Annotated in this window: 19 protein-coding genes; 8 read left to right on the plus strand and 11 right to left on the minus strand. The window is 63.0% G+C overall.

The window, feature by feature from the left end; genetic code table 11:
- Positions 1-65 precede the first annotated feature (65 nt).
- The 3 genes from HBR93_RS08105 to HBR93_RS08115 are packed head-to-tail and all read right to left on the minus strand — an operon-like array spanning position 66 to position 2,204.
- On the minus strand, positions 66-656 hold the full coding sequence (locus HBR93_RS08105) for a YggT family protein (protein ID WP_057440376.1): 591 nt from the start codon (positions 654-656) through the stop codon (positions 66-68).
- Between the two features lie 9 nt (positions 657-665).
- Positions 666-1,484, minus strand: coding sequence for a pyrroline-5-carboxylate reductase (proC, locus tag HBR93_RS08110; protein WP_057440375.1), 819 nt, complete (start codon positions 1,482-1,484; stop codon positions 666-668).
- Positions 1,485-1,517: 33 nt separating this feature from the next.
- On the minus strand, positions 1,518-2,204 hold the full coding sequence (locus tag HBR93_RS08115; RefSeq protein ID WP_169960107.1) for a YggS family pyridoxal phosphate-dependent enzyme: 687 nt from the start codon (positions 2,202-2,204) through the stop codon (positions 1,518-1,520).
- Between the two features lie 57 nt (positions 2,205-2,261).
- On the opposite strand from HBR93_RS08115, the gene HBR93_RS08120 reads away from it, so the two are divergent.
- Positions 2,262-3,296: a type IV pilus twitching motility protein PilT gene (locus tag HBR93_RS08120; protein WP_057960884.1), complete on the plus strand. Its 1,035-nt coding sequence runs from the start codon at positions 2,262-2,264 to the stop codon at positions 3,294-3,296.
- Between the two features lie 118 nt (positions 3,297-3,414).
- Here HBR93_RS08120 and HBR93_RS08125 read toward each other — a convergent pair whose 3' ends face one another.
- Entirely contained in the window at positions 3,415-4,050 is a 636-nt protein-coding gene (locus HBR93_RS08125; RefSeq protein ID WP_057440373.1) for a C40 family peptidase, read from the minus strand.
- Positions 4,051-4,299: 249 nt separating this feature from the next.
- On the opposite strand from HBR93_RS08125, the gene HBR93_RS08130 reads away from it, so the two are divergent.
- Positions 4,300-4,728, plus strand: a complete 429-nt coding sequence (locus tag HBR93_RS08130; protein WP_057440372.1) for a TM2 domain-containing protein — start codon at positions 4,300-4,302, stop codon at positions 4,726-4,728.
- A gap of 162 nt (positions 4,729-4,890) precedes the next feature.
- On the opposite strand, the gene HBR93_RS08135 is transcribed toward HBR93_RS08130, so the two are convergent.
- The 7 genes from HBR93_RS08135 to gshB all read right to left on the minus strand — a co-directional run bounded on the left by HBR93_RS08135 (position 4,891) and on the right by gshB (position 10,814).
- Complete coding sequence (locus tag HBR93_RS08135; RefSeq protein WP_057440371.1) at positions 4,891-6,162, minus strand: dihydroorotase; 1,272 nt, start codon at positions 6,160-6,162, stop codon at positions 4,891-4,893.
- The gene (locus tag HBR93_RS08140; RefSeq protein WP_057440370.1) at positions 6,159-7,163 is read right to left on the minus strand and encodes an aspartate carbamoyltransferase catalytic subunit; all 1,005 of its coding nucleotides are present in this window, start codon (positions 7,161-7,163) and stop codon (positions 6,159-6,161) included. The genes HBR93_RS08135 and HBR93_RS08140 overlap by 4 nt, the downstream gene beginning before the upstream one ends.
- A 24-nt stretch (positions 7,164-7,187) precedes the next feature.
- Positions 7,188-7,694: a bifunctional pyr operon transcriptional regulator/uracil phosphoribosyltransferase PyrR gene (gene pyrR, locus HBR93_RS08145; RefSeq protein WP_169960108.1), complete on the minus strand. Its 507-nt coding sequence runs from the start codon at positions 7,692-7,694 to the stop codon at positions 7,188-7,190.
- A gap of 82 nt (positions 7,695-7,776) precedes the next feature.
- On the minus strand, positions 7,777-8,214 hold the full coding sequence (gene ruvX, locus HBR93_RS08150; RefSeq protein WP_005792259.1) for a Holliday junction resolvase RuvX: 438 nt from the start codon (positions 8,212-8,214) through the stop codon (positions 7,777-7,779).
- Positions 8,214-8,783 carry a YqgE/AlgH family protein gene (locus HBR93_RS08155; protein WP_057440369.1) on the minus strand — a complete coding sequence of 190 codons (570 nt, stop codon included), beginning with the start codon at positions 8,781-8,783 and terminating at the stop codon, positions 8,214-8,216. Before HBR93_RS08155 ends, ruvX begins: the two co-directional genes overlap by 1 nt.
- Before the next feature lie 100 nt (positions 8,784-8,883).
- Entirely contained in the window at positions 8,884-9,783 is a 900-nt protein-coding gene (locus HBR93_RS08160) for an energy transducer TonB (protein ID WP_115129202.1), read from the minus strand.
- Between the two features lie 77 nt (positions 9,784-9,860).
- On the minus strand, positions 9,861-10,814 hold the full coding sequence (gene gshB, locus HBR93_RS08165) for a glutathione synthase (RefSeq protein WP_029300457.1): 954 nt from the start codon (positions 10,812-10,814) through the stop codon (positions 9,861-9,863).
- Positions 10,815-11,052: 238 nt separating this feature from the next.
- Between gshB and pilG the strand changes: the two genes are divergently transcribed.
- The 6 genes from pilG (at position 11,053) to HBR93_RS08195 (ending at position 20,881) form a co-directional block, all read left to right on the plus strand.
- A complete protein-coding gene (gene pilG, locus HBR93_RS08170; RefSeq protein ID WP_032858786.1) occupies positions 11,053-11,460 on the plus strand; it encodes a twitching motility response regulator PilG in 408 nt (135 codons plus the stop codon).
- Between the two features lie 44 nt (positions 11,461-11,504).
- Positions 11,505-11,870, plus strand: coding sequence for a twitching motility response regulator PilH (pilH, locus tag HBR93_RS08175; protein ID WP_057440367.1), 366 nt, complete (start codon positions 11,505-11,507; stop codon positions 11,868-11,870).
- A gap of 12 nt (positions 11,871-11,882) precedes the next feature.
- Positions 11,883-12,419, plus strand: a complete 537-nt coding sequence (locus tag HBR93_RS08180) for a chemotaxis protein CheW (RefSeq protein WP_057960881.1) — start codon at positions 11,883-11,885, stop codon at positions 12,417-12,419.
- The gene (locus HBR93_RS08185) at positions 12,416-14,467 is read left to right on the plus strand and encodes a methyl-accepting chemotaxis protein (RefSeq protein ID WP_057960880.1); all 2,052 of its coding nucleotides are present in this window, start codon (positions 12,416-12,418) and stop codon (positions 14,465-14,467) included. Before HBR93_RS08180 ends, HBR93_RS08185 begins: the two co-directional genes overlap by 4 nt.
- A gap of 110 nt (positions 14,468-14,577) precedes the next feature.
- A complete protein-coding gene (locus tag HBR93_RS08190) occupies positions 14,578-20,433 on the plus strand; it encodes an Hpt domain-containing protein (RefSeq protein ID WP_169960109.1) in 5,856 nt (1,951 codons plus the stop codon).
- Positions 20,426-20,881, plus strand: a complete 456-nt coding sequence (locus HBR93_RS08195) for a chemotaxis protein CheW (protein WP_057440365.1) — start codon at positions 20,426-20,428, stop codon at positions 20,879-20,881. The genes HBR93_RS08190 and HBR93_RS08195 overlap by 8 nt, the downstream gene beginning before the upstream one ends.
- Positions 20,882-20,911: the final 30 nt, after the last annotated feature.

The following is a 20,911-nucleotide window of genomic DNA, read 5'->3' on the forward strand; positions in this document are numbered from 1 at the left end:
CAGTTACAAAAATGTGGGGGCTTGCCTGCCCCCACATGTTGTCCTGCGCAGCCCGCAAACAGTCGTCAGATCAGCAAGCGCAGGATGTCCGGCATCATGGTCATTGCCGCCAGGTTGTTGATCACCAGCATGTCCAGGAGCTTGAGCACCATGAACGCGAGGATCGGCGAGATATCCAGGCCGCCGAGGTTCGGCAGGATCTTGCGGAATGGCGCCAGGGCCGGTTCGCAGATCTGGTTGACCAGTTCGGCGCCAGGGTTATGGCTGCCCGGTGCGACCCAGGACAGGATCACGCTGATGATCAGTGCAAAGAAGAAAATCTTCAGGAACAGCGCGGTCACGCCGATCAGGGCCCAGACCAGCAGTTGCAGGAAGTTGCCCATGGTGCCGTAGGTCAGCAGCAGCGTCAGGGCCATCAGCGCCAGTTGCACCAGGATCGCCAGTACCAGCGACGACATGTCCAGGCCGAACAGGCTCGGGATTACCCGACGCAGCGGCTTGAGCAGCGGCTGGGTGGCCTTCACGGCGAATTGGCAGAGCGGGTTGTAGAAGTTGGCGCGTACCAGTTGCAGGACAAAGCGCAACAGCACGATCAGCAGGTAAAGGCTGCCGAGGGTTTGCAGTACATAGACGGCAGCGGTGTTCAAACCAATCATATTGGCTCCTTATTGACCCAGTTGTTCGGCAAGTTCAGCCGAGCGGTGCGCGGCGGCACCCAGTGCTTTTTCGACCAGGGCTTCAAAGCCCCCGGCCTGGAATGATTCGATGGCCGCCTGTGTGGTGCCATTGGGCGAGGTCACGCGACGGCGCAATTCGGCCGCATCCACATCGCTGGAGACCACCATATGTGCGGCGCCGAGGGCGGTTTGCTGGGTCAGTTGCTCAGCGATTTCCCGTGGCAGGCCCAGCTTCACGCCGGCGGCAGTCATGGCTTCGACCAGCAGGAAGAAATATGCCGGGCCACTGCCGGACACAGCGGTGACGGCGTCCAGTTGCTGCTCTTCTTCCAGCCACAGGGCCACACCCACGGCCGACAATAGCTCCTGGGCCTGCTCACGCTGGGCGGCGCTCACTTGGGCGGTGGCGTACAGGCCGCTGACACCCTGGCGCAGCAGCGATGGGGTGTTGGGCATGCAGCGCACGATGGGCTGGGCGCCGAGCCAGTTGTTCATGCTGGCGCAGTTGATACCAGCGGCAATCGACACCACCAGTTGCTGCGGCGCCAGGCTTGGGCGCAAGGCTTCGCACACGGCTTTCATGGCCTGTGGCTTGACCGCCAGTACGATCACGTCGACGCCCTGGATGGCTTCGGCGTTGTCGGCGAAGGTTTCGATACCGTGTTCTGCGCTCACCCGGGCACGGGTCTCGGCGCCCGGATCGCTGGCGCGAATCTGCGAGGCTTGCAGGCCCTTGGCCCGCAGGCCACCGATCAGGCTGGCCGCCATGTTACCGGCGCCGATAAAGGCTATACGCGTGCTGCTCATGACAGGTCCTTACTCAGATGGAAGTCAGCCATTTCATGGCTGGCCGTAGTCGCGGGCACCAAACAGCGCGGTACCGATCCGCACCCAGGTGGCCCCTTGGGCAATGGCCGACTCAAGGTCATGGCTCATACCCATGGAAAGTGTGTCGAGCCCCAGGTCCAGGCTCACTTGCAAGTCACGCACAGCGGCAAACGCCGCATCTTGCTGTGCCCGGTCGTCGGTGGGCTCGGGGATCGCCATCAGGCCACGCAGCTTCAAGCGGGGCAGGGCCTGGATCGCCTCGGCCAGCGCTGGCAGGTCGGCAGGTGTACAGCCGGACTTGCTGGCTTCGCCACTGACATTGACCTGAATGCAGATATTGAGCGGCGGCAGGTCGGCCGGGCGTTGTTCGGACAGGCGTTGGGCAATTTTCAGGCGGTCCACGGAATGCACCCAAGCGAAATTCTCGGCGATAGCGCGCGTCTTGTTCGATTGAATGGGGCCGATGAAGTGCCAACTCAAGGGCAGATCGGTTAAATCGGCCTGTTTGCCCAGGGCTTCCTGCAAGTAGTTCTCGCCGAAGTCGCGCATCCCGGCGGCGTAGGCTTCGCGCACGGCTTGCGCGGGTTTGGTCTTGCTCACGGCCAGCAAGTGCACGCTGGTTTCATCGCGTTGCACGGCCTTGGCCGCGGCACGGATCCGCTCGGTAACCAGGCCGATATTGTCTGCTATGGTCGACATTAAAGTTGCGCCCGCGGATATGGAGTCCGCGGCATTCTACTGGAAATGGATAGCCCTATGGACATCACTGAACTGCTGGCCGCAAGCGTCAGCCAGGGCGCCTCCGACCTGCATCTGTCGGCAGGCTTGGCGCCGAGGATGCGCGTCGATGGCGAGGTACTGCCACTGGATTGGCCGGTGCTGAGTGCTACGCAAGTAGCGGACTTGCTCAGCCCGATCCTCCATAAACACCAGCAAAAGGATTTCGAAACATCTCTTGAAACGGATTTTTCCTTCGATTTGCCTGGCGTCGCGCGCTTTCGCGCCAACGTGTTCTGCCAGCACCGGGGGCTGGGGGCGGTGTTCCGTGCGATCCCCTCTCGGGTCCAGAGCCTGGAAGCCCTGGGGCTGGGGGACATATTCCGGCGCATCGCCGAATTGCCCAGAGGGCTGGTGCTGGTGACCGGTGCCACGGGCTCGGGCAAGTCCACCACCCTGGCGGCGATGGTCGATTACCTCAACAGCACCCGTCAGCAGCACATCCTGACCCTTGAAGACCCTATCGAGTTTGTCCACGAACCGCGTAAAGCGTTGATCAGCCAACGCCAGGTGCACCGCGACACCCACAGTTTCTCGACGGCCCTGCGTTCGGCGTTGCGCGAAGACCCGGATGTGATCCTGGTTGGCGAGTTGCGCGACCTGGAAACCATCCGCCTGGCCCTGACGGCGGCGGAAACCGGGCACTTGGTGTTTGGCACCCTGCACACCAGTTCGGCGGCGAAAACCGTGGATCGGCTGGTGGATGTGTTTCCGGCGGGGGAAAAGGCCATGGTCCGCTCGATGCTCTCGGAATCGCTGCAGGCGGTGGTGTCCCAGGTGTTGCTGAAGAAAGTCGGCGGCGGGCGCGTGGCGGCCCATGAAATCATGCTCGGTACACCGGCGATCCGCAACCTGATCCGTGAGGACAAGGTGGCGCAGTTGTATTCGGCGATTCAGACGGGCGGGGCGCTGGGGATGAAGACGTTGGATATGAGCTTGAAGGGGTTGGTCAGTCAGGGACTGGTCAGGCTTGAAGAGGCCCGGGAGCAGGCGAGGGTGCCCGCAGATATATAGGATGTGGGAGCTGGCTTGCCTGCGATGCAGGCAACTCGGTGTGTCAGTCACACTGAGGTGATGCTATCGCAGGCAAGCCAGCTCCCACACAAGCCAGCATTCACATTTGCATTTACTGTCAGCGCTGCACAATCCGCAGGTTGTTCTGCTCTTTGGGCAGCACGCGCTTGGCAATCACGTAGTTCTTGTTCCAGAACGGCTTTTTCAGGGTGTCGATGCTGACCGACTTGCCACGGCGCGGTGCGTGGATAAAGCGGTCGTTGCCCAGGTAGATGGCAACATGGTTGACCTGGCGGCTCTTGAGCTTGAAGAACAACAGGTCGCCGGGCTTCAGATCCTTGCGATCGACCTTCTGCCCGTGGCCGCTGGCCATGGCGTTGGAGGTGCGTGGCAAATCCACTGCAGCCACATCATTGAAGGCGTATTTCACCAGGCCGCTGCAATCAAAGCCTTTACTTGGGCTACTGCCGCCCCAACGATAAGGGGTACCGAGCACGTTGACGGCACGGCTCAAGACTTTGCTGCTTTGCTGGTTATTGCTCGCTACCAGGCCCGGAACTGCTTTAACGTTGGCCTTGCTCAGCTGAGTCGGGCGCTTGACGGTGAGCTTTGCCGATTTGGCGGAGGTGGTAGTGGCGTGAACTTTAGGGGTAAAACCATTAACGTTCGGAAGTCGTTGCTCACGATTGGTGGCGTGGGCGGCCAGTGGCATCAATAGGCAAATGGTTAGCCATGTCTTTAAAAATGGTCGCATAAGGCAGGCTCTTGTTGGTTTGCGCGCAACTTTATAACAGCTTTTAGTGTCTTTCTCAGGCCGTCTGTCGACTGAACCTTGACGTCAAAATCAGGAAAACCGCGACGAACTGTCGCAATTGTCCTACACAAGTCAGGCGGTATAAGGCTTTGAGGGAAGCGACGATAACATTTGCCGTACGTCGGGTGCCTGTAAAAAAGTCACAAAGAAACCAGAAATATTTATCTATCGAGGCTAAAGAGGTCATTCATGAACACCTATCGACAGGATGTTTCGCAACAGGACACCCATAGCAAGGTGATCGGTTACCTGCTCTGGATCTTCGGTTTTACCGGGGCACACCGCTTTTACTACGGCAAGCCGGTGACCGGGACGATCTGGTTCTTCACCTTTGGTTTGCTGGGTATTGGCTGGCTGATCGACCTGTTCCTGATCCCGGCGATGGACCGTGAAGCCGACCTGCGTTTTACCGCCGGGCCGATCGAGTACAACGTGGCCTGGATTCTTCTGACGTTTCTTGGGGTGTTTGGCTTGCACCGCATGTATCAGGGCAAATGGCTCACCGGTCTGTTGTATCTGGTAACGGGCGGCTTGTTCCTGGTCGGCGTGCTGTATGACTTCTGGACGCTGAATACGCAGGTTTCGATCCGCAATGCCGAGCGGCTGGGCGGGCGCTAAGCCTGGCTAGGCTCATGTGGGCACGGTCAAATGTGGAAGCAGGCTTGCCTGCGATGCGGGCACCTCGGTATGTCAGTGGAACTGAGGTGATGCAATCGCAGGCAAGCCAGCTCCCACACAAGCTGGCTCCTACATTTTTGACCGTGCCCACTTTAGAGCGGATCAGGCCTGGTAGCTGATCCGTCCATCCACCAGGGTGTAGCGCACAGTCGCCGGCAAGCTATGGCCGATGAATGGGCAGTTTTCACCCCGAGACAGCCACTGCTCGCCAGCCACGGTGGAGCTGGCCGGATCAAACAGCACCAGGTCCGCCGCAGAACCCACCGCCAGCTTGCCCGCCGGCAGGCGCAGCGCTTGGGCCGGACCTGAGCTCAGGCGTGCCAGCAGCGTTGGCAAGTCCAGCAACCCATCTTCCACCAGGGTCATCGCCAGCGGCAGCAGCAACTCGACGCTGCTGATCCCAGGCTCTGTCGCGCCAAATGGGGCCAGCTTGGCATCCCGCTCGTGGGGTTGGTGATGGCTGGAGATCGCCGAAACCACCCCGGACTTCACCGCTGCGCGCAAACCGTCGCGGTCGGCGCGGGTGCGCAGTGGCGGTTGCACGTGGTACAGGCTGGAGAAGTCGATCAACGCCTCATCGGTCAGAATCAACTGGTACAACGCCACATCGGCGGTCACCGGCAAGCCGCGGGCCTGGGCCTGGGCGATCAGGGCCACGCCCCGGGCGCTGGTCAGTTGGCTGAAGTGCGCACGCACCCCGCTTTGTTCCACCAGCAGCAGGTCACGGGCCAGGGCTACGGTTTCTGCGGTTTCCGGGATGCCTGCCAGGCCGAGGAAGCTGGCGGTAGGGCCTTCATGGGCCAGGCCGCCTTCAGCCAGGTCGTGGTCCTGGGAGTGGAAGATCACCGTCAGGTCGAAGGTGGCTGCATATTCCAGGGCACGGCACAGGGTGCGGGTGCTGCGGAAGCTTTCCAGGCCATTGCCGAAGGCCACGCAACCCGCGTCGCGCAGGGCAATCAGCTCGGCCAGTTGTTCGCCATCCAGGCCTTTGCTCAGGGCGCCGATGGGGAACACTTTGCAATTGCCGGCTTCGCGGGCACGGTCGAGGATCAGCTCGGCCACGGCCGAGGTGTCCAGCACCGGTTTGGTCTGCGGCGGGCAGCACAGGCTGGTGACACCGCCGGCAGCGGCGGCGCGGGTTTCGCTGGCGATGCTGCCTTTGCGGCTGTAGCCCGGCTCGCGCAGGGCGACGTTCAGGTCTACCAGGCCGGGAGCAGCCACCAGGCCTTTGGCGTCGATGCTCTGAACCGGGCTGAAACCGCTGGGGGCGGCGCCAATGGCAATGATCTTGCCGGCTTCCAGGTGCAGATCAGTGACTTGATCCAGGCCGCTGGCCGGATCGATGACTCGGGCGCCGAGAATGCTGAGCTTCACTGGGCGTTCTCCTGCTCGAATTGACGTTGGGCGGTTTGCCCGCTCATGGCCATGGACAGCACGGCCATGCGTACGGCGATGCCGTAGGTAACCTGGTTGAGAATCACCGAGTGCGGCCCGTCGGCCACCGCCGACTCAATCTCCACCCCGCGGTTGATCGGGCCGGGGTGCATGACAATGGCATCCGGCTTGGCACCGGCCAGGCGCGCGGTGGTCAGGCCGAACAGGCGGTAGAACTCGCCTTCGCTGGGCAGCAGGCCACCGGCCATGCGCTCGCGTTGCAGGCGCAGCATGATCACCACGTCCACATCCTTCAGGCCCGTGGCCATGTCGGTGTAGACCTTCACCCCGTATTGTTCGATGCCTACCGGCAGCAGGGTTTTCGGTGCAATCACGCGGATATCCGGGCAGCCCAGGGTTTTCAGGGCCAGCATGTTCGAGCGCGCTACCCGCGAATGCAGGATATCGCCGACGATGGCCACCGAGAGGTTTTCAAAGCCACCCTTGTGCCGACGGATGGTAAGCATGTCGAGCATGCCCTGGGTCGGGTGGGCGTGGCGGCCATCGCCGCCGTTGATGATCGCCACCTGCGGGCACACGTGCTCGGCGATAAAGTGCGCCGCGCCCGAGTCGCCATGACGCACCACGAACATGTCGGCCGCCATGGCCTCCAGGTTACGCAGGGTGTCGAGCAGGGTTTCGCCCTTGCTCGCCGACGAGGTGGAGACGTTCAGGGTGATCACGTCGGCTGACAGGCGCTGGGCCGCCAGTTCGAAGGTGGTGCGGGTGCGCGTCGAGTTCTCGAAGAACACGTTGCAAATGGTTTTGCCGCGCAGCAGCGGGACTTTCTTCACCGCTCGGCCGCCGACTTCAAGGAACGAGTCGGCAGTGTCGAGGATTTCGGTGAGCAATTCGCGGGGCAGGCCGTCGAGGGACAGGAAGTGTTGCAGCTGGCCCTGAGCGTTGAGCTGCAGCGGGCGCTTGGCATCTAGAGGCGTCATCGCGGGGACTCTTTACAAGGCGGTTTAAAGGGCGAGGTCTTGCAGTTCGAGTTCGAGCGGCGTGGGACCGGACAATTTTACCCGCTGCTGGGCTGAAAGCGACAGGGTCGCGCCCACCACATCCGGGCTGATCGGCAGTTCGCCAGCCTCGAGGTCGAGCAGGCAGACCAGGGTGATGCTGGCCGGGCGGCCGTAGTCGAACAGCTCGTTCATGGCGGCCCGGATGGTGCGGCCGCTCATCAGCACGTCATCAATCAGCACCAGGTGCTGGCCTTCGATCTCGAACGGCAGGGCTGACGGGCGCACTTGCGGGTGCAGGCCGTTCTGGCTGAAGTCATCGCGGTAGAAGGACACGTCCAGGGTGCCCAGGGGCGAGTCATTGCCCAGCTCTTGCAGCAACGCCTGGGCGACCCACACACCGCCGGTGCGGATGCCGATGAAGCGCGGCTCGCTGATGGCGCGGTGTTGCAGATGGGCCTTGAGGCGAATCGCCATCTGGCTGATCAGTTCGGCGGGATTGGGCAGGCTCATGGTGGCTCCTTCAAGGGCTCGGCCAGCGTGACGCTGACAAAGTCCGGGCTCAAACGTAAGAAGACGCGGCAAGCCGCGTCAGTCAGGATTCAAATAAAGCAGTGTTTTCATCCAGCCAGCCCTGCAACAGCAAGGCGGCGGCAATGGCGTCGACCGGGTTGTCGCGGTAGCTGCCTTTCTGCCCGCCACGGTCGCGGCGCTCACCCTTGGCCTCGAAGGTCGTCAGGCGCTCATCGTGGGTATAGAAGGGCAGGTTGTAGCGGCCATTGAGGCGGCGGGCGAACTTTTCGGCACGCAGGCACATGTCGCTGGGGGTGCCGTCCATGTTCAGCGGCAGGCCGACCACCACCGCGTCGGGCTTCCATTCCTTGATCAGGGCTTCGACCTGATTCCAGTCCGGAATGCCGTTTTGCGCCTTCAAGGTACACAGCTCGCGGGCCTGGCCGGTGATGACCTGGCCCACGGCCACGCCGATCTGCTTGGTGCCGTAGTCAAACCCGAGGATCAGTCGCAAGGCCATCAGGCGTGCCCCGCCTGGCTGGTCAGCAGGTTGAGGTTGACCCCCAACTGCTTGGCCGCGGCATTCAGGCGCAGTTCGCTGGCGGTATTGAACAGAATGTCGGCATCGAACGGGCAGGTCAGCCAGGCATTGTTGGCCAGTTCTTCTTCCAGTTGCCCGGCTTCCCAGCCCGCGTAGCCCAGGGTAATCAGGCTCTGCTGCGGGCCGACGCCATCGGCGATGGCAAACAGCACGTCCTGGGAGGTGGACAGGGACACGCCCTCCAGGTCGACAGTGGCCTGGAACGTCGGGCCGCTGGGATGCAGCACGAAACCCCGGTCCGTCTGCACCGGGCCGCCGAAATAGATCGGCACTGCCTGGCAACTGGCGGGCGGGTCGATCTCCGGGCGCAGTTGCTCAAGGATATCTGCCAGGTTCAGGCTTTGCGGGCGGTTGACCACCAGCCCCATGGCGCCATCGGCCGTGTGCTCGACGATATAGGTCAAGGTGTGCGCAAAGTTCGGGTCGGCCATATGGGGCATGGCGATCAGGAATTGGTGCTTGAGGTAAGTCGGGCTGACATTTTTCATGTCCGCTAGTGTGGCGTTGGAGGGGCGAACTGACAAGCTGGGGATGTGTAGGAATACGGTTAGCGGATTTGTTTCCCGTGTAGGCGCGAGCTTGCAGTGGTCAGTTGCTGGAAAGCCGGTCGCCTTTGGCAAAACGCCAGGTGCGGATGATTTCCAGGCGGTCGATATCGTTCAGGTCGCCGGTAAACGGGGCGAACGGTGCAGCCAGGCGCACGATGCGTTGCGCCGCCTGGTCCAGCAATGGCTGGCCGGAGGACTCCAGCACCAGCACTTCATACAGGGAGCCGTCGCGGTTGATCGACACCAGCAGGCGCAAGTTGCCGTAGATCTGCTGGCGACGGGCCTCGTCCGGGTAGTTCAAGTTGCCGATGCGCTCGACCTTCTTGCGCCATTCGTCCTTATACCAGGCGCCTTTGTCGCGCATGGTGGAGGCGGCATTGAGCCGGTAGATGCGCGGGCGCTTGGCGTACAGCTGTTGTTCGTTGGCCAGTTCGGCTTCCAGGCTGGAGATTTCGCTGGAAAGCTGCGAGCTGTCAAATGTGGGGGCGGGTTTGCTTGGCGTAGGCTCGGTCTTCACGGCTTCGCGCTGGGTCACGGCCTTCTGGGGTTTTGGCGCAACGGTGGCGACGGCGGCCTTGGGCGCGGCCTGCTTGACCTCAGGCTTGGCCGCTGGAGGCGGGGTGACCTTATTGATCTTGTTGTCCTGGAAGGGCGCCACTTCGGTTGTCTTGGGCACTGCCTTTTTATCCAGGGTGCCGCTGCCCTGCTGATTGTCCTGGGCCAGGAAGTCAGCCTTTTCGGGCTTTTTTTCACTTTTGAAGGTGGCGAGGGTGATTTCCAGGGTTTTGCTGATCTGTTGGGGTTCGACGAAGGTGAAGCCCAGGCCAAGGATCAACGCCAAATGAATCAGCGCTGCCAGGAACAGGGTAAATCCGAGCCGATCAGCCGGGCGTACGCCGCTATGGGTGAATTGGGGGGGCAGGTCGGACGGAAGCGTCATAACAGGAAAACCAACATCGCGCGTCTCACGGGTGGCGCATGATAGCGCAATGTTGGTTTACATCTGGCTGTTCTATGTCACTTGGCTTGTAGCTTGTCGGCAATCGCTGCCATGAGCATTTCGCCGATATTGGTGCCAAACGCGTTGTCTATTTCGCGGATACAGGTGGGACTGGTCACGTTGATTTCGGTCAGGTGCTCGCCAATTACGTCAAGGCCTACAAACAGCAGGCCCTTTTCCCGCAGGGTCGGGCCAACCTGGGCGGCGATCCAGCGGTCCTTGTCGCTCAGCGGGCGGGCTTCGCCACGACCACCGGCCGCGAGGTTGCCACGGGTCTCGCCGGCCGCCGGGATGCGTGCCAGGCAGTAATCCACCGGCTCGCCGTCGATCATCAGGATGCGCTTGTCGCCGTCCTTGATCGCTGGCAGGTAGGCCTGGCCCATGATCTGCTGGGTGCCGAGGGCGGTCAGGGTCTCAAGGATCACCGACAGGTTCGGGTCGCCCGCGCGGTGACGGAAGATCGAGGTGCCGCCCATGCCGTCCAGCGGCTTGAGGATCACATCGCCATGCTTGGCGGCAAATTCACGCAATACATCGGCGCGGCGGCTGACCACGGTCGGTGGCGTGCACTGCGGGAACAGGGTGGCGAACAGCTTTTCGTTGCAGTCGCGCAGGCTCTGCGGCTTGTTGACGATCAGCACGCCGGCGCGCTCGGCCTGCTCCAGCAGGTAGGTGGAGTAGACGAACTCCATGTCGAACGGCGGATCCTTGCGCATCAGGATCACGTCCAGGTCGCTCAGGGGGCTGTCGATCTCGTCTTGCAGCTCAAACCACTTCTCTGGGTTGGCGAACACCTGCAAGGGGCGCATTCGCGCCCGCGCCTCGCCGTCGCCCTGGTAAAGGTCGCGCTGCTCCATATAGAACAGGGTCCAGCCGCGGGCCTGGGCGGCGAGCAGCATGGCCAGCGAGCTATCCTTTTTATAGGAGATGCTGGCGATAGGGTCCATGACAATGCCGACGCGAACGCTCATGGGGAATTCCTCTAACAAATAAGGGCGCATAAAAGTGGCGTCAGAGTGGCGCTGCGGCTGTTGTGGGTCAAGGAAAAACCACCTTGCCGGTCGGCCGATAGATTGCCTTCCCAGTCTGTGCTAAAAAGGCTGCCATGGCGTGTCGGCCCTTGCACGGCAAGGGTTTTGGCGCTGGTCCCAGGCCGCACCCGGCAGTACACACCGAAAACCGATTCGCTGTGGCGATGGTAGAGCAGATATGGAACAGCATTCCAACGCCTTGAAAGTGATGGTGATCGACGATTCGAAAACGATTCGCCGCACCGCTGAAACGCTGTTGAAGAACGTGGGGTGCGAAGTCATCACGGCCATCGACGGTTTTGATGCCCTGGCCAGGATCGTTGACCACCACCCGCACATTATCTTTGTCGACATCATGATGCCGCGCCTGGATGGCTATCAGACCTGCGCCCTGGTCAAGAACAACCCGGCGTTCAAGGCCATTCCGGTGATCATGCTCTCGTCCAGGGACGGCCTGTTCGACAAAGCCAAGGGGCGCATCGTCGGCGTCGATCAATTTTTGACCAAACCTTTCAGCAAGGAAGAACTGCTGAGTGCGATCAAGGCCTATGTGCCGGGTTTCGCTGCAGTAGAACAAGCACATTGACCCAGCCCCCGGGGCTTGCGTCAACCAATGTAGTGGGGAAAACCATGGCACGCGTTCTGATCGTCGACGATTCGCCGACTGAAATGTACAAACTGACCGGCATGCTGGAAAAGCACGGTCACCAGGTCCTCAAGGCCGAAAACGGTGCCGATGGCGTTGCCCTGGCCCGCCAGGAGAAGCCCGACGCCGTCTTGATGGATATCGTCATGCCCGGCCTCAATGGCTTCCAGGCTACGCGCCAATTGTCCAAGGAGCCGGAAACCAGCGGTATCCCGATCATCATCGTCACCACCAAGGACCAGGAAACCGACAAGATCTGGGGCGCGCGCCAAGGGGCCAAGGCATACCTGACCAAGCCGGTGGAAGAAGACAAGCTGATTGAAGTCCTGAACTCGGTGCTCAAACCCTGACGGCACGTTCCCATGACCGAGTCGCAAACCGCCTTTGAGCTGCTGCTGGACATCGATCGCCGCTGCCGCCTGCTGGCCGCTGATTTGCCGTCCCAGGAAACCCGGTCGCACAGCTGGAGCGGCATCGGCTTTCGCCTGGGCGGGCACTGGTATGTGGCGCCCATGGGCGAAGTCGCCGAGGTGCTGCATGAACCGCGCTGCACCTTGATGCCGGGGGTCAAGCCCTGGGTCAGGGGCGTGGCCAACCTGCGCGGGCGCTTGCTGCCGGTGATCAACCTGTGTGGGTTTTTCGGCTATGAGCTGTCGGCGGCGCGCAAGCAGCGCCGGGTGCTGGTGATCGAGCACGAAGACACCTTTGTCGGCCTGCTGGTGGATGAAGTGGTCGGCCTGCAACACTTTGCCCAGGACCTGCTGCTTCCGGCATCGGCCAGCGTGCCCGCCGCCAGCGCCGCGTTTATCCAAGGCCAGTTCAGCGGCGACCCGCTGTGGCAGGTCTTCAGCCCCTTCGCCCTGGCCCAGGCCCCGGGCTTTCTGGATGTTGCCGCATGAGCACCGCCACCCCCGTCAAACCGCAGGAAGCCTCCCGTAGCCGTTCGCAGATCATCGTGCTGTTTATCGCGCTGATCATCTTCATCATGCTGCTGTTCGCCAACTTCGCGTACCTCAACACCCAGTCCACCTACGACAAGCAGTACATCGGCCACGCCGGCGAGCTGCGGGTGCTGTCCCAGCGCATTGCCAAGAACGCCACGGAGGCCGCCGCCGGCAAGGCCGCCGCGTTCAAGCTGCTGAGTGAGGCGCGCAATGATTTTGCCCAGCGCTGGGGTTACCTGAAAAAAGGCGACCCGGCCACCGGCCTGCCCGCTGCACCCGCTGCCGTGCGCAGCGAAATGCGCGCCGTGCAGCATGACTGGGAAGCCTTGCTGAAGAACACCGACGTGATCCTGGCCAGCGAGCAGACGGTGCTGTCCCTGCATCAAGTGGCGGCGACCCTGGCCGAAACCGTGCCGCAATTACAGATCGAGTCGGAAAAGGTCGTCGAGATCCTGCTGCAACGCGGCGCGCCCGCCAGCCAGGTGGCGGTGGCCCAGCGCCAGTCGCTATTGGCCGAGCGCATCCTGGGAGCGGTCAACACGGTGCTGGCGGGAGATGACACGGCGGTCAAGGCCGCCGACGCCTTTGGCCGCGACGCCAACCGTTTTGGCCAAGTCCTGGCCGGTATGCTCCAGGGCAGTGCCGGCCTGAAGATCAGTGAGGTGCAAGACTCGGACGCCCGGGCGCGCCTGGCGGAAATTGCCGAGCTGTTCGAGTTTGTCTCCGGCTCCGTGGATGAAATCCTCGAAACCTCGCCACAACTGTTCCAGGTGCGCGCCTCGGCGAGCAACATCTTCAGCCTCTCGCAGACCCTGCTCGATGAAGCCTCGCAACTGGCCACCGGCTTTGAAAACCTGGCCGGCGGGCGCACCCTCGACACCATCGGCGGCTATGCCCTGGGCTTGCTGGCGCTGGCCTCGATTATCCTGATCGGCCTGGTGATGGTGCGCGAGACCAATCGTCAGTTGCGCGAAACCGCCGAGAAAAACGAACGCAATCAGAACGCGATCATGCGCCTGCTGGACGAAATCGAAGACCTGGCCGACGGCGACCTCACCGTGACCGCCTCGGTGACCGAAGACTTCACCGGCACCATCGCCGATTCCATCAACTATTCGGTGGACCAGTTGCGTGACCTGGTGGCGACCATCAACCTCACTGCCGGTGAAGTGGCCGGTGCGGTGCAGGAAACCCAGGCCACCGCCATGCACCTGGCCCAGGCCTCGGAGCACCAGGCCCAGCAGATCGCCGAAGCCTCCACGGCGATCAACCAGATGGCCCAATCCATCGACCAGGTATCGGCCAACGCCGCCGAGTCCTCGGCCGTGGCCGAACGTTCGGTGGAGATCGCCAACAAGGGCAACGAGGTGGTGCACAACACCATCCACGGCATGGACAACATCCGTGAACAGATCCAGGACACCGCCAAACGCATCAAGCGCCTGGGGGAATCGTCTCAGGAAATTGGCGATATTGTCAGCCTGATCGACGATATCGCCGACCAGACCAACATCCTTGCCCTCAACGCCGCGATCCAGGCGAGCATGGCCGGTGACGCCGGGCGCGGCTTTGCAGTGGTGGCCGATGAGGTGCAGCGCCTGGCCGAGCGCTCGTCGGCCGCCACCCGGCAGATCGAGAACCTGGTGCGGGCGATCCAGACCGACACCAACGAAGCCGTGATTTCCATGGAGCAGACCACCACCGAAGTGGTGCGCGGCGCGCGGCTGGCCCAGGACGCCGGGGTGGCCCTGGAAGAAATCGAAGGGGTGTCCAAGACCCTGGCCGCGCTGATCCAGAGCATCTCCAACGCGGCGCAGCAGCAAACCTCGTCGGCGGGGCAGATCTCCCTGACCATGAACGTGATCCAGCAAATCACCAGCCAGACCTCATCGGGCTCCACGGCCACCGCCGAAAGCATTGGCAACCTGGCCAAAATGGCCAGCCAGTTGCGCCGCTCGGTATCGGGCTTCACCTTGCCGCCCGTGCGCAAGACCGATGAATGACATGCCCTCTCAACACCTGCACAAAACCCCTGTGAGAGCTGGCTTGCCTGCGATAGCGGTGGGTCAGCTCCCACATTTGTATTGCGGTGTTAACTCACTCCGGAGTCGTTATGGTTGACCGGCACGACTACGTCGCCCTCGAATGGGTCAAGGGCGAGATCGCCGACACCCTGAAGCAGGCCCGTGCGGCACTGGACGCCTTTGCCGACGACGCCAGCGAGCAAGCCCTCGCGCAGTGCCTGGAGGGCATTCATCAGGTCCACGGCGCCCTGCAGATGGTCGAGTTCTACGGCGCGGCACTCCTCGCCGAAGAAATGGAGCACCTGGCCCAGGCCCTGCAAGCCGGGCACGTCAGCCAGCGCGAAGAAGGCATCCGCTTGCTGCAACAGGCCCTCGGGCAACTGCCGTTGTACCTGGACCGTGTGCACAGCGCCCGGCGCGACCTGCCCCTGGTAGTGTTGCCGCTGCTCAACGACCTGCGCAGCGTGCACGGCAAAAGCCTGCTCTCGGAAACCAGCCTGTTCAGCCCGCAACTGCTGGTGATCGCCCCGCTGCCCGATGACGCTCTGGCCCAGCGGGCACCGGCCGACTTTGCCGAGCAACTGCAGCACTGGCGGCAAATGCTGCAACAGGGCCTGGCCGGGCTGCTGCGTGAAGACCACGGCCCGAGCAACCTGGAAGACATGGCACGGGTCTTCGCCCAACTGGAAGCACTGTGTCACGGCGCGCCATTGCTGCCGTTGTGGCAAGTCACCTCGGCGCTGGCCGAAGGCATGCTCACTGGCGTGATCGCCAATAGCCCGGCATTGCGCAGCCTGCTCAAGAGCTGCGACAAGGTGCTCAAGCGCCTGCAAACCCAGGGCATCGAAGGGATCAACAGCCCGGCACCGGACCAGTTGCTCAAGAGCCTGCTGTTTTATATCGCCAAAGTCACCCGGCCGACGCCGCGCATGCAAAGCCTCAAGGAACGCTACGGCCTGGATGAAGCCTTGCCCGACAGCACCGTGGTCGATGCCGAGCGCGCGCGCCTGGCCGGGCCGGACCGCAATGCCATGGGCTCGGTGCTCGGCGCGTTGTGTGAGGAGTTGGTGCGGGTCAAGGAACGCCTGGACCTGTTTGTGCGCAGTGACCGCCAGCACATCGCGGACCTCGACAGCCTGTTGGCGCCCTTGCGCCAGATCGCCGATACCCTGGCGGTGCTTGGCTTTGGCCAGCCGCGCAAAGTCATCATCGACCAGTTGGCGGTGGTCCAGGGCCTGGCCCAGGGGCAGCGCGAGCCCAACGACGCGGTGTTGATGGATGTCGCCGGGGCCCTGCTCTATGTCGAGGCGACCCTGGCCGGGATGGTCGGCACTGTCGAGCCGCAAAACCGTGAAGACAGCCGCCTGCCCACCACCGACCTGACCCAGATCCACCAGTTGGTGATCAAGGAATCGTGCCAGTGCCTCAAGCAGGCGCGGGAGTTGATCATTGACTGCCTTGAGGCGCAATGGGATACACAACGCCTGGAATCCCTGCCAGAGCTGCTGACCCAGGTGCGTGGCGCCCTGGCAATGATTCCGCTGCCCCGTGCGGCGAGCCTGATGCGTGGTTTTAATGACTACGTGGATGAGCAGTTGATGGTCCAGGACACTGCGCCCTCTGCGGCACAACTCGAGCATGTTGCTGACGTGCTCACTAGCCTGGAGCACTACCTCGAACGCATGCTCCAGGACCCGGACGCGCCCGGCGAACGCGTCTTGGACATCGCTTACGAAGGCCTCGCGGCGCTGGGTTACGCGCCGCTGCAGGCCCAGCAGACCTGGCGCCAGGAGCGCTCGGCGTTGAGCGATGAAACCACGGATAACACCCAGACACTGGCACAGGCGCTCGCCAGCCCGACGCCGCGCCTCAACCCGCCGGCACTGCAACGTCCGGGCAGCCTGTTGCCGCCACCGGCCGACGAAGAGTCGGTGGATGATGAACTGCGCGAAGTGTTCCTGGAAGAAACCGCCGAAGTGCTGGAAGTGCTGCAGCGCTTGATACCCCAAGGCGCTGCCAGCCTCGAAGACAAGGCCGCCCTGAGCGACATGCGCCGTGCCTTCCATACTCTCAAGGGCAGTGGGCGCATGGTGCGAGCCCTGGTGCTGGCGGAGCTGGCGTGGGCCGTGGAAAACCTGCTGAACCGCGTGCTCGAGCGGGTGGTCGCGCCGGGTGCCGAGGTCCAGGCCGTGCTGGATGATGTGCTGGTGCTCTTGCCGGCGCTGATCGCCGAGTTCGCCGCGGACGCCCAGCGCCAGCGCGATGATGTCGACCTGCTTGCCGCGCGCGCCCATGCCCTGGCCAGTGGCGCGCCGTTACCCGAAGCCATGGAGCCGGACGACAGCGCACTCGACCCGCTGCTGCTGGAAATTTTCCGCAACGAAGCGCAGAGCCACCTGGACAGCCTCAACCAGTTTTTGCACCAGGCCACCGAACAGATGCCGCTGCCCGTCAGCGATGAGTTGCAACGCGCCCTGCATACCCTCAAGGGCAGCGCCTACATGGCGGGGGTGCTGCCCATCGCCGAACTGGCGCGGCCGTTGGACCACCTGACCCGTGAATACAAGGCCCATCGCTTGCCGTTGGACCTGGATGAAATCGAACTGCTGCTGGAGGGCGAAGCCTTGTTCCAGCGCGGCCTGCGCCAGTTGGACAGCGATCCTCTGGTGCCCATCAACGGCGCGGCCGACTTGATCAAGCGCACCCAGGCGCACCTCGACAGCCATCTCGAAGCGGTGCTCAATGCGCCGAGCGCCGGCCTGCGGGTCAAGCGCGACCCACACTTGATCAGCAACTTCCTGGCCCAGGGCATGGACATCCTGCTCGACGCCGAAAGCCTGCTGCGGCGCTGGCAGCAACACCCTGGCGAGCGCCAGGAACTCAGCGCATTGCTGGACGAGCTGACCACCCTGGGCGAGGGCGCGCACCTGGCCGACCTGCACCCGATGGATGAGCTGTGCGAAGCCTTGCTCGACCTGTATGGCGCAGTGGAAGAGAGCAGCCTGGCGGTCAGCGAGCGGTTTTTCCAGGAGGCCGAGCAGGCCCATGAAGCCCTGATCAATATGCTCGACCAACTGGCCGCCGGCCAGGAAGTCAGCCCGGCGCCGGCGCGCATGAAAGCCTTGCGCGAGTTGCTCGATGAAGGGCTGGACCCCAGCGCCACCGGCCTGATCAAAACCGACGGCAGCCGCGCATTGAGCATTGCCGAACTGGGGGCGGCCACCACGCAGTTGCAACAGGACTGGGTGGTGGACGATGAAATCGTCGAGATTTTCCTTGAGGAAGCGGTGGATATCCTCGACAGCGCCGGGCAATCCCTCAAGCGCTGGTTGCTGGAGCCCGACGGCGTGGCGCCGCTGTCGTCCCTGCAACGGGACCTGCATACCCTGCGCGGCGGCGCGCGCATGGCCGAAATCGGCCCGGTGGGCGATCTGGCTCAGGAACTGGAAAGCCTTTACGAGGGCCTGGTGGACCGGCGCTACAGCTACTCCGGTGAAATAGCGCAAGTGTTGATGGACAGCCACGAACACCTGGCCTTGCAGTTGGAGCAGTTGCAAGAGCAGCAACCCCTGAGCGACTCCAACGCCCTGATCAGCCGTTTGCGCGAGGTGCGCCAGAACGCTGCGCCGGTCGCGGCGCCCACTGCACCCGAGGCGCAGGGGGCCGGTAGTGATCCCGAGCTGCTGGATATCTTTCTTGAAGAAGCGGCCGACATCCTCGACAGCTCCGGCGCCGCGCTGTTGCGCTGGCAGGCCGAGCCCCAGGGCCGTCAGGAAGTCGAGACCCTGCTGCGCGACCTGCACACCCTCAAGGGCGGCGCGCGCATGGTCGAAATCGGCCCGATCGGTGACCTGGCCCATGAGCTGGAGTTTCTCTACGAAGGCCTGTCGGCGGGCTTGCTGGCGCCCACCAGCGAGCTGTTCGCGCTGCTGCAAGGCTGTCACGACCGTCTGGCGCAGATGGTCGAGGCGGTGGCGGCGGGGTTGCCGGTCGGCTCGGTGGAACGCCTGATCGAACGCATCAAAAGCCTGGTCCAGCCCAGCGAGGACCAGGCGGTACCGGTCGCCATGGTCGCCAGCAAACCGGAAGCGCCGGCAGCCAGCGAGCCGGGCGCGGACATGGTGAAAATCTCTGCCGAGCTGCTGGATGACCTGGTCAACCTGGCCGGCGAAACCTCGATTTTCCGTGGGCGTATCGAGCAGCAGGTCAACGATGCTCGCGCCGCCCTCAGCGAGGTGGAAACCACCATCGAGCGTATGCGCGACCAACTGCGCCGCCTCGATACCGAGACCCAGGGGCGCATCCTCAGCCGTCAGCACGCCGAAACCGAGCGCCTGGGCTATGAAGAATTCGACCCGCTGGAAATGGATCGTCATTCCCAGTTGCAACAGTTGTCCCGTGCGTTGTCCGAGTCAGCCTCGGACCTGCTGGACCTCAAGGAGACCCTCGACCAGCGTAACCAGGACGCGCAAAACCTGTTGCAGCAACAGGCGCGGATCAACACCGAGCTGCAAGAGGGCCTGATGCGCACGCGCATGGTACCGTTCGAGCGCATGCTGCCGCGCCTCAAGCGTATCGTGCGGCAAGTGGCCGGCGAGCTGGGCAAGGACGTGGAATTCGTGGTCGGCAATGCCGAGGGCGAGATGGACCGCAACGTGCTGGAACGCATGGCTGCGCCCCTGGAACATATGCTGCGCAACGCCGTCGACCATGGCCTGGAATCGCGGGATGCGCGGTTGTTGGCGGGTAAGCCGGAGAAGGGCCGGATCACCTTGGACCTGAGCCACGAAGGCGGCGACATCATCTTCGACATGCGTGACGACGGTGCGGGCGTGCCTCTGGATGCGGTGCGGCGCAAGGCGATCAAGCGCGGCCTGCTGGACCCGGAGATGGAGATCAGCGACCGCGACGTGTTGCAGTTCATCTTGCAGCCGGGCTTTTCCACCGCCGAAAAAATCACCCAGATTTCCGGGCGCGGCGTGGGCATGGACGTGGTGCATGAAGAAGTGCGCCAACTGGGCGGCAGCATGGTGATCGACTCCACGCCGGGGCAGGGCGTGCACTTTCGCATTCGCCTGCCGTTTACCGTGTCGGTCAACCGGGCATTGATGGTGCAGTGTTTTGAGGATCAGTACGCGATTCCGCTGAACACCATCCAGGGCCTGGTGCGCGTGCTGCCCAATGAGCTGGAAGGGCATTACCAACTGGACCCGCCGGTGTATGAATACGCCGGCCAGCACTACGAGTTGTATTACCTGGGCGAGTTGCTGCACACCGTGGCCCGGCCCAAGCTGTTGGGGCAAAGCCAGCCGCTGCCGGTGCTGCTGATGCAGTGCAACGAGCGGTACATTGCGGTGCAGGTGGACGACATGGCCGGCACCCGGGAAATCGTGGTCAAGGGCCTCGGCCCGCAGTTTGCGGCGGTGCAGGGGCTGTCGGGGGCGACCATCCTCGGCGATGGCCGGGTGGTGTTGATCATCGACCTGCTGGCGCATATCCGCGCCCTGGCCCCGGCCTTGCCGGCCCAGGCGGCGGACACCGCATTGGCGGTCAACGAGCCGCAGAAAAAACAGCGGTTGCTGGTGCTGGTGGTGGACGATTCGGTGACCGTACGCAAAGTCACCAGCCGCCTGCTGGAACGCAACGGCATGAACGTACTGACCGCCAAGGACGGCATCGACGCCATCGCCTTGCTTGAAGAACACACCCCCGACCTGATGTTGCTGGACATCGAAATGCCGCGCATGGATGGTTTTGAAGTGGCGATCCAGGTGCGCAACGACCCGCGGCTCGCGCGCCTGCCGATCATTATGATCACCTCGCGCACCGGCCAGAAACACCGCGACCGGGCCATGGCGATTGGCGTCAACGACTACCTTGGCAAGCCCTATCAAGAGTCGGTGTTGCTCGAAAGCATCGCCTACTGGAGCCCGAAACATGCTTGACCACCGCACCAGTCAACTCACCGGCTTGCTGCTGCCCCTGGCCGACCGCCACCTGCTGCTGCCCAACGTGGCGGTGGCCGAGCTGATCGACTTCCAGCGCGGCGAACCGGCCAGCGACGCCCCGCCGTGGTACTTGCGGCCAGTGACCTGGCGCGACCAGCAACTGCCCCTGATCAGCTTTGAAGCGGCCTGCGGTGGCACCAGCGTCGTCAGCGAACGCGCACGAATCGTCGTGCTCAACGCCCTGGGCGGGCGCCCGACATTGAAGTTTATTGCGCTGGTGATCCAGGGCATTCCCCGTTCGTACAAGCTCGACAGCCAACTGAGTTATGTGGACGTCCCCCTATCACCGCTGGAACTGGCGGCGGTACAGGTCGGCGAACATGTGGCGAAAGTGCCGGACCTGATGGGGCTGGAAGCGCTGCTGGTCGAAGCTGGCCTGGCCTGAACCCCCGTTCTCAGCACCTCTGAAGACCCA

It is taken from the genome of Pseudomonas sp. WS 5411 (genome assembly GCF_012985595.1).
GTDB lineage: Bacteria > Pseudomonadota > Gammaproteobacteria > Pseudomonadales > Pseudomonadaceae > Aquipseudomonas > Aquipseudomonas shahriarae.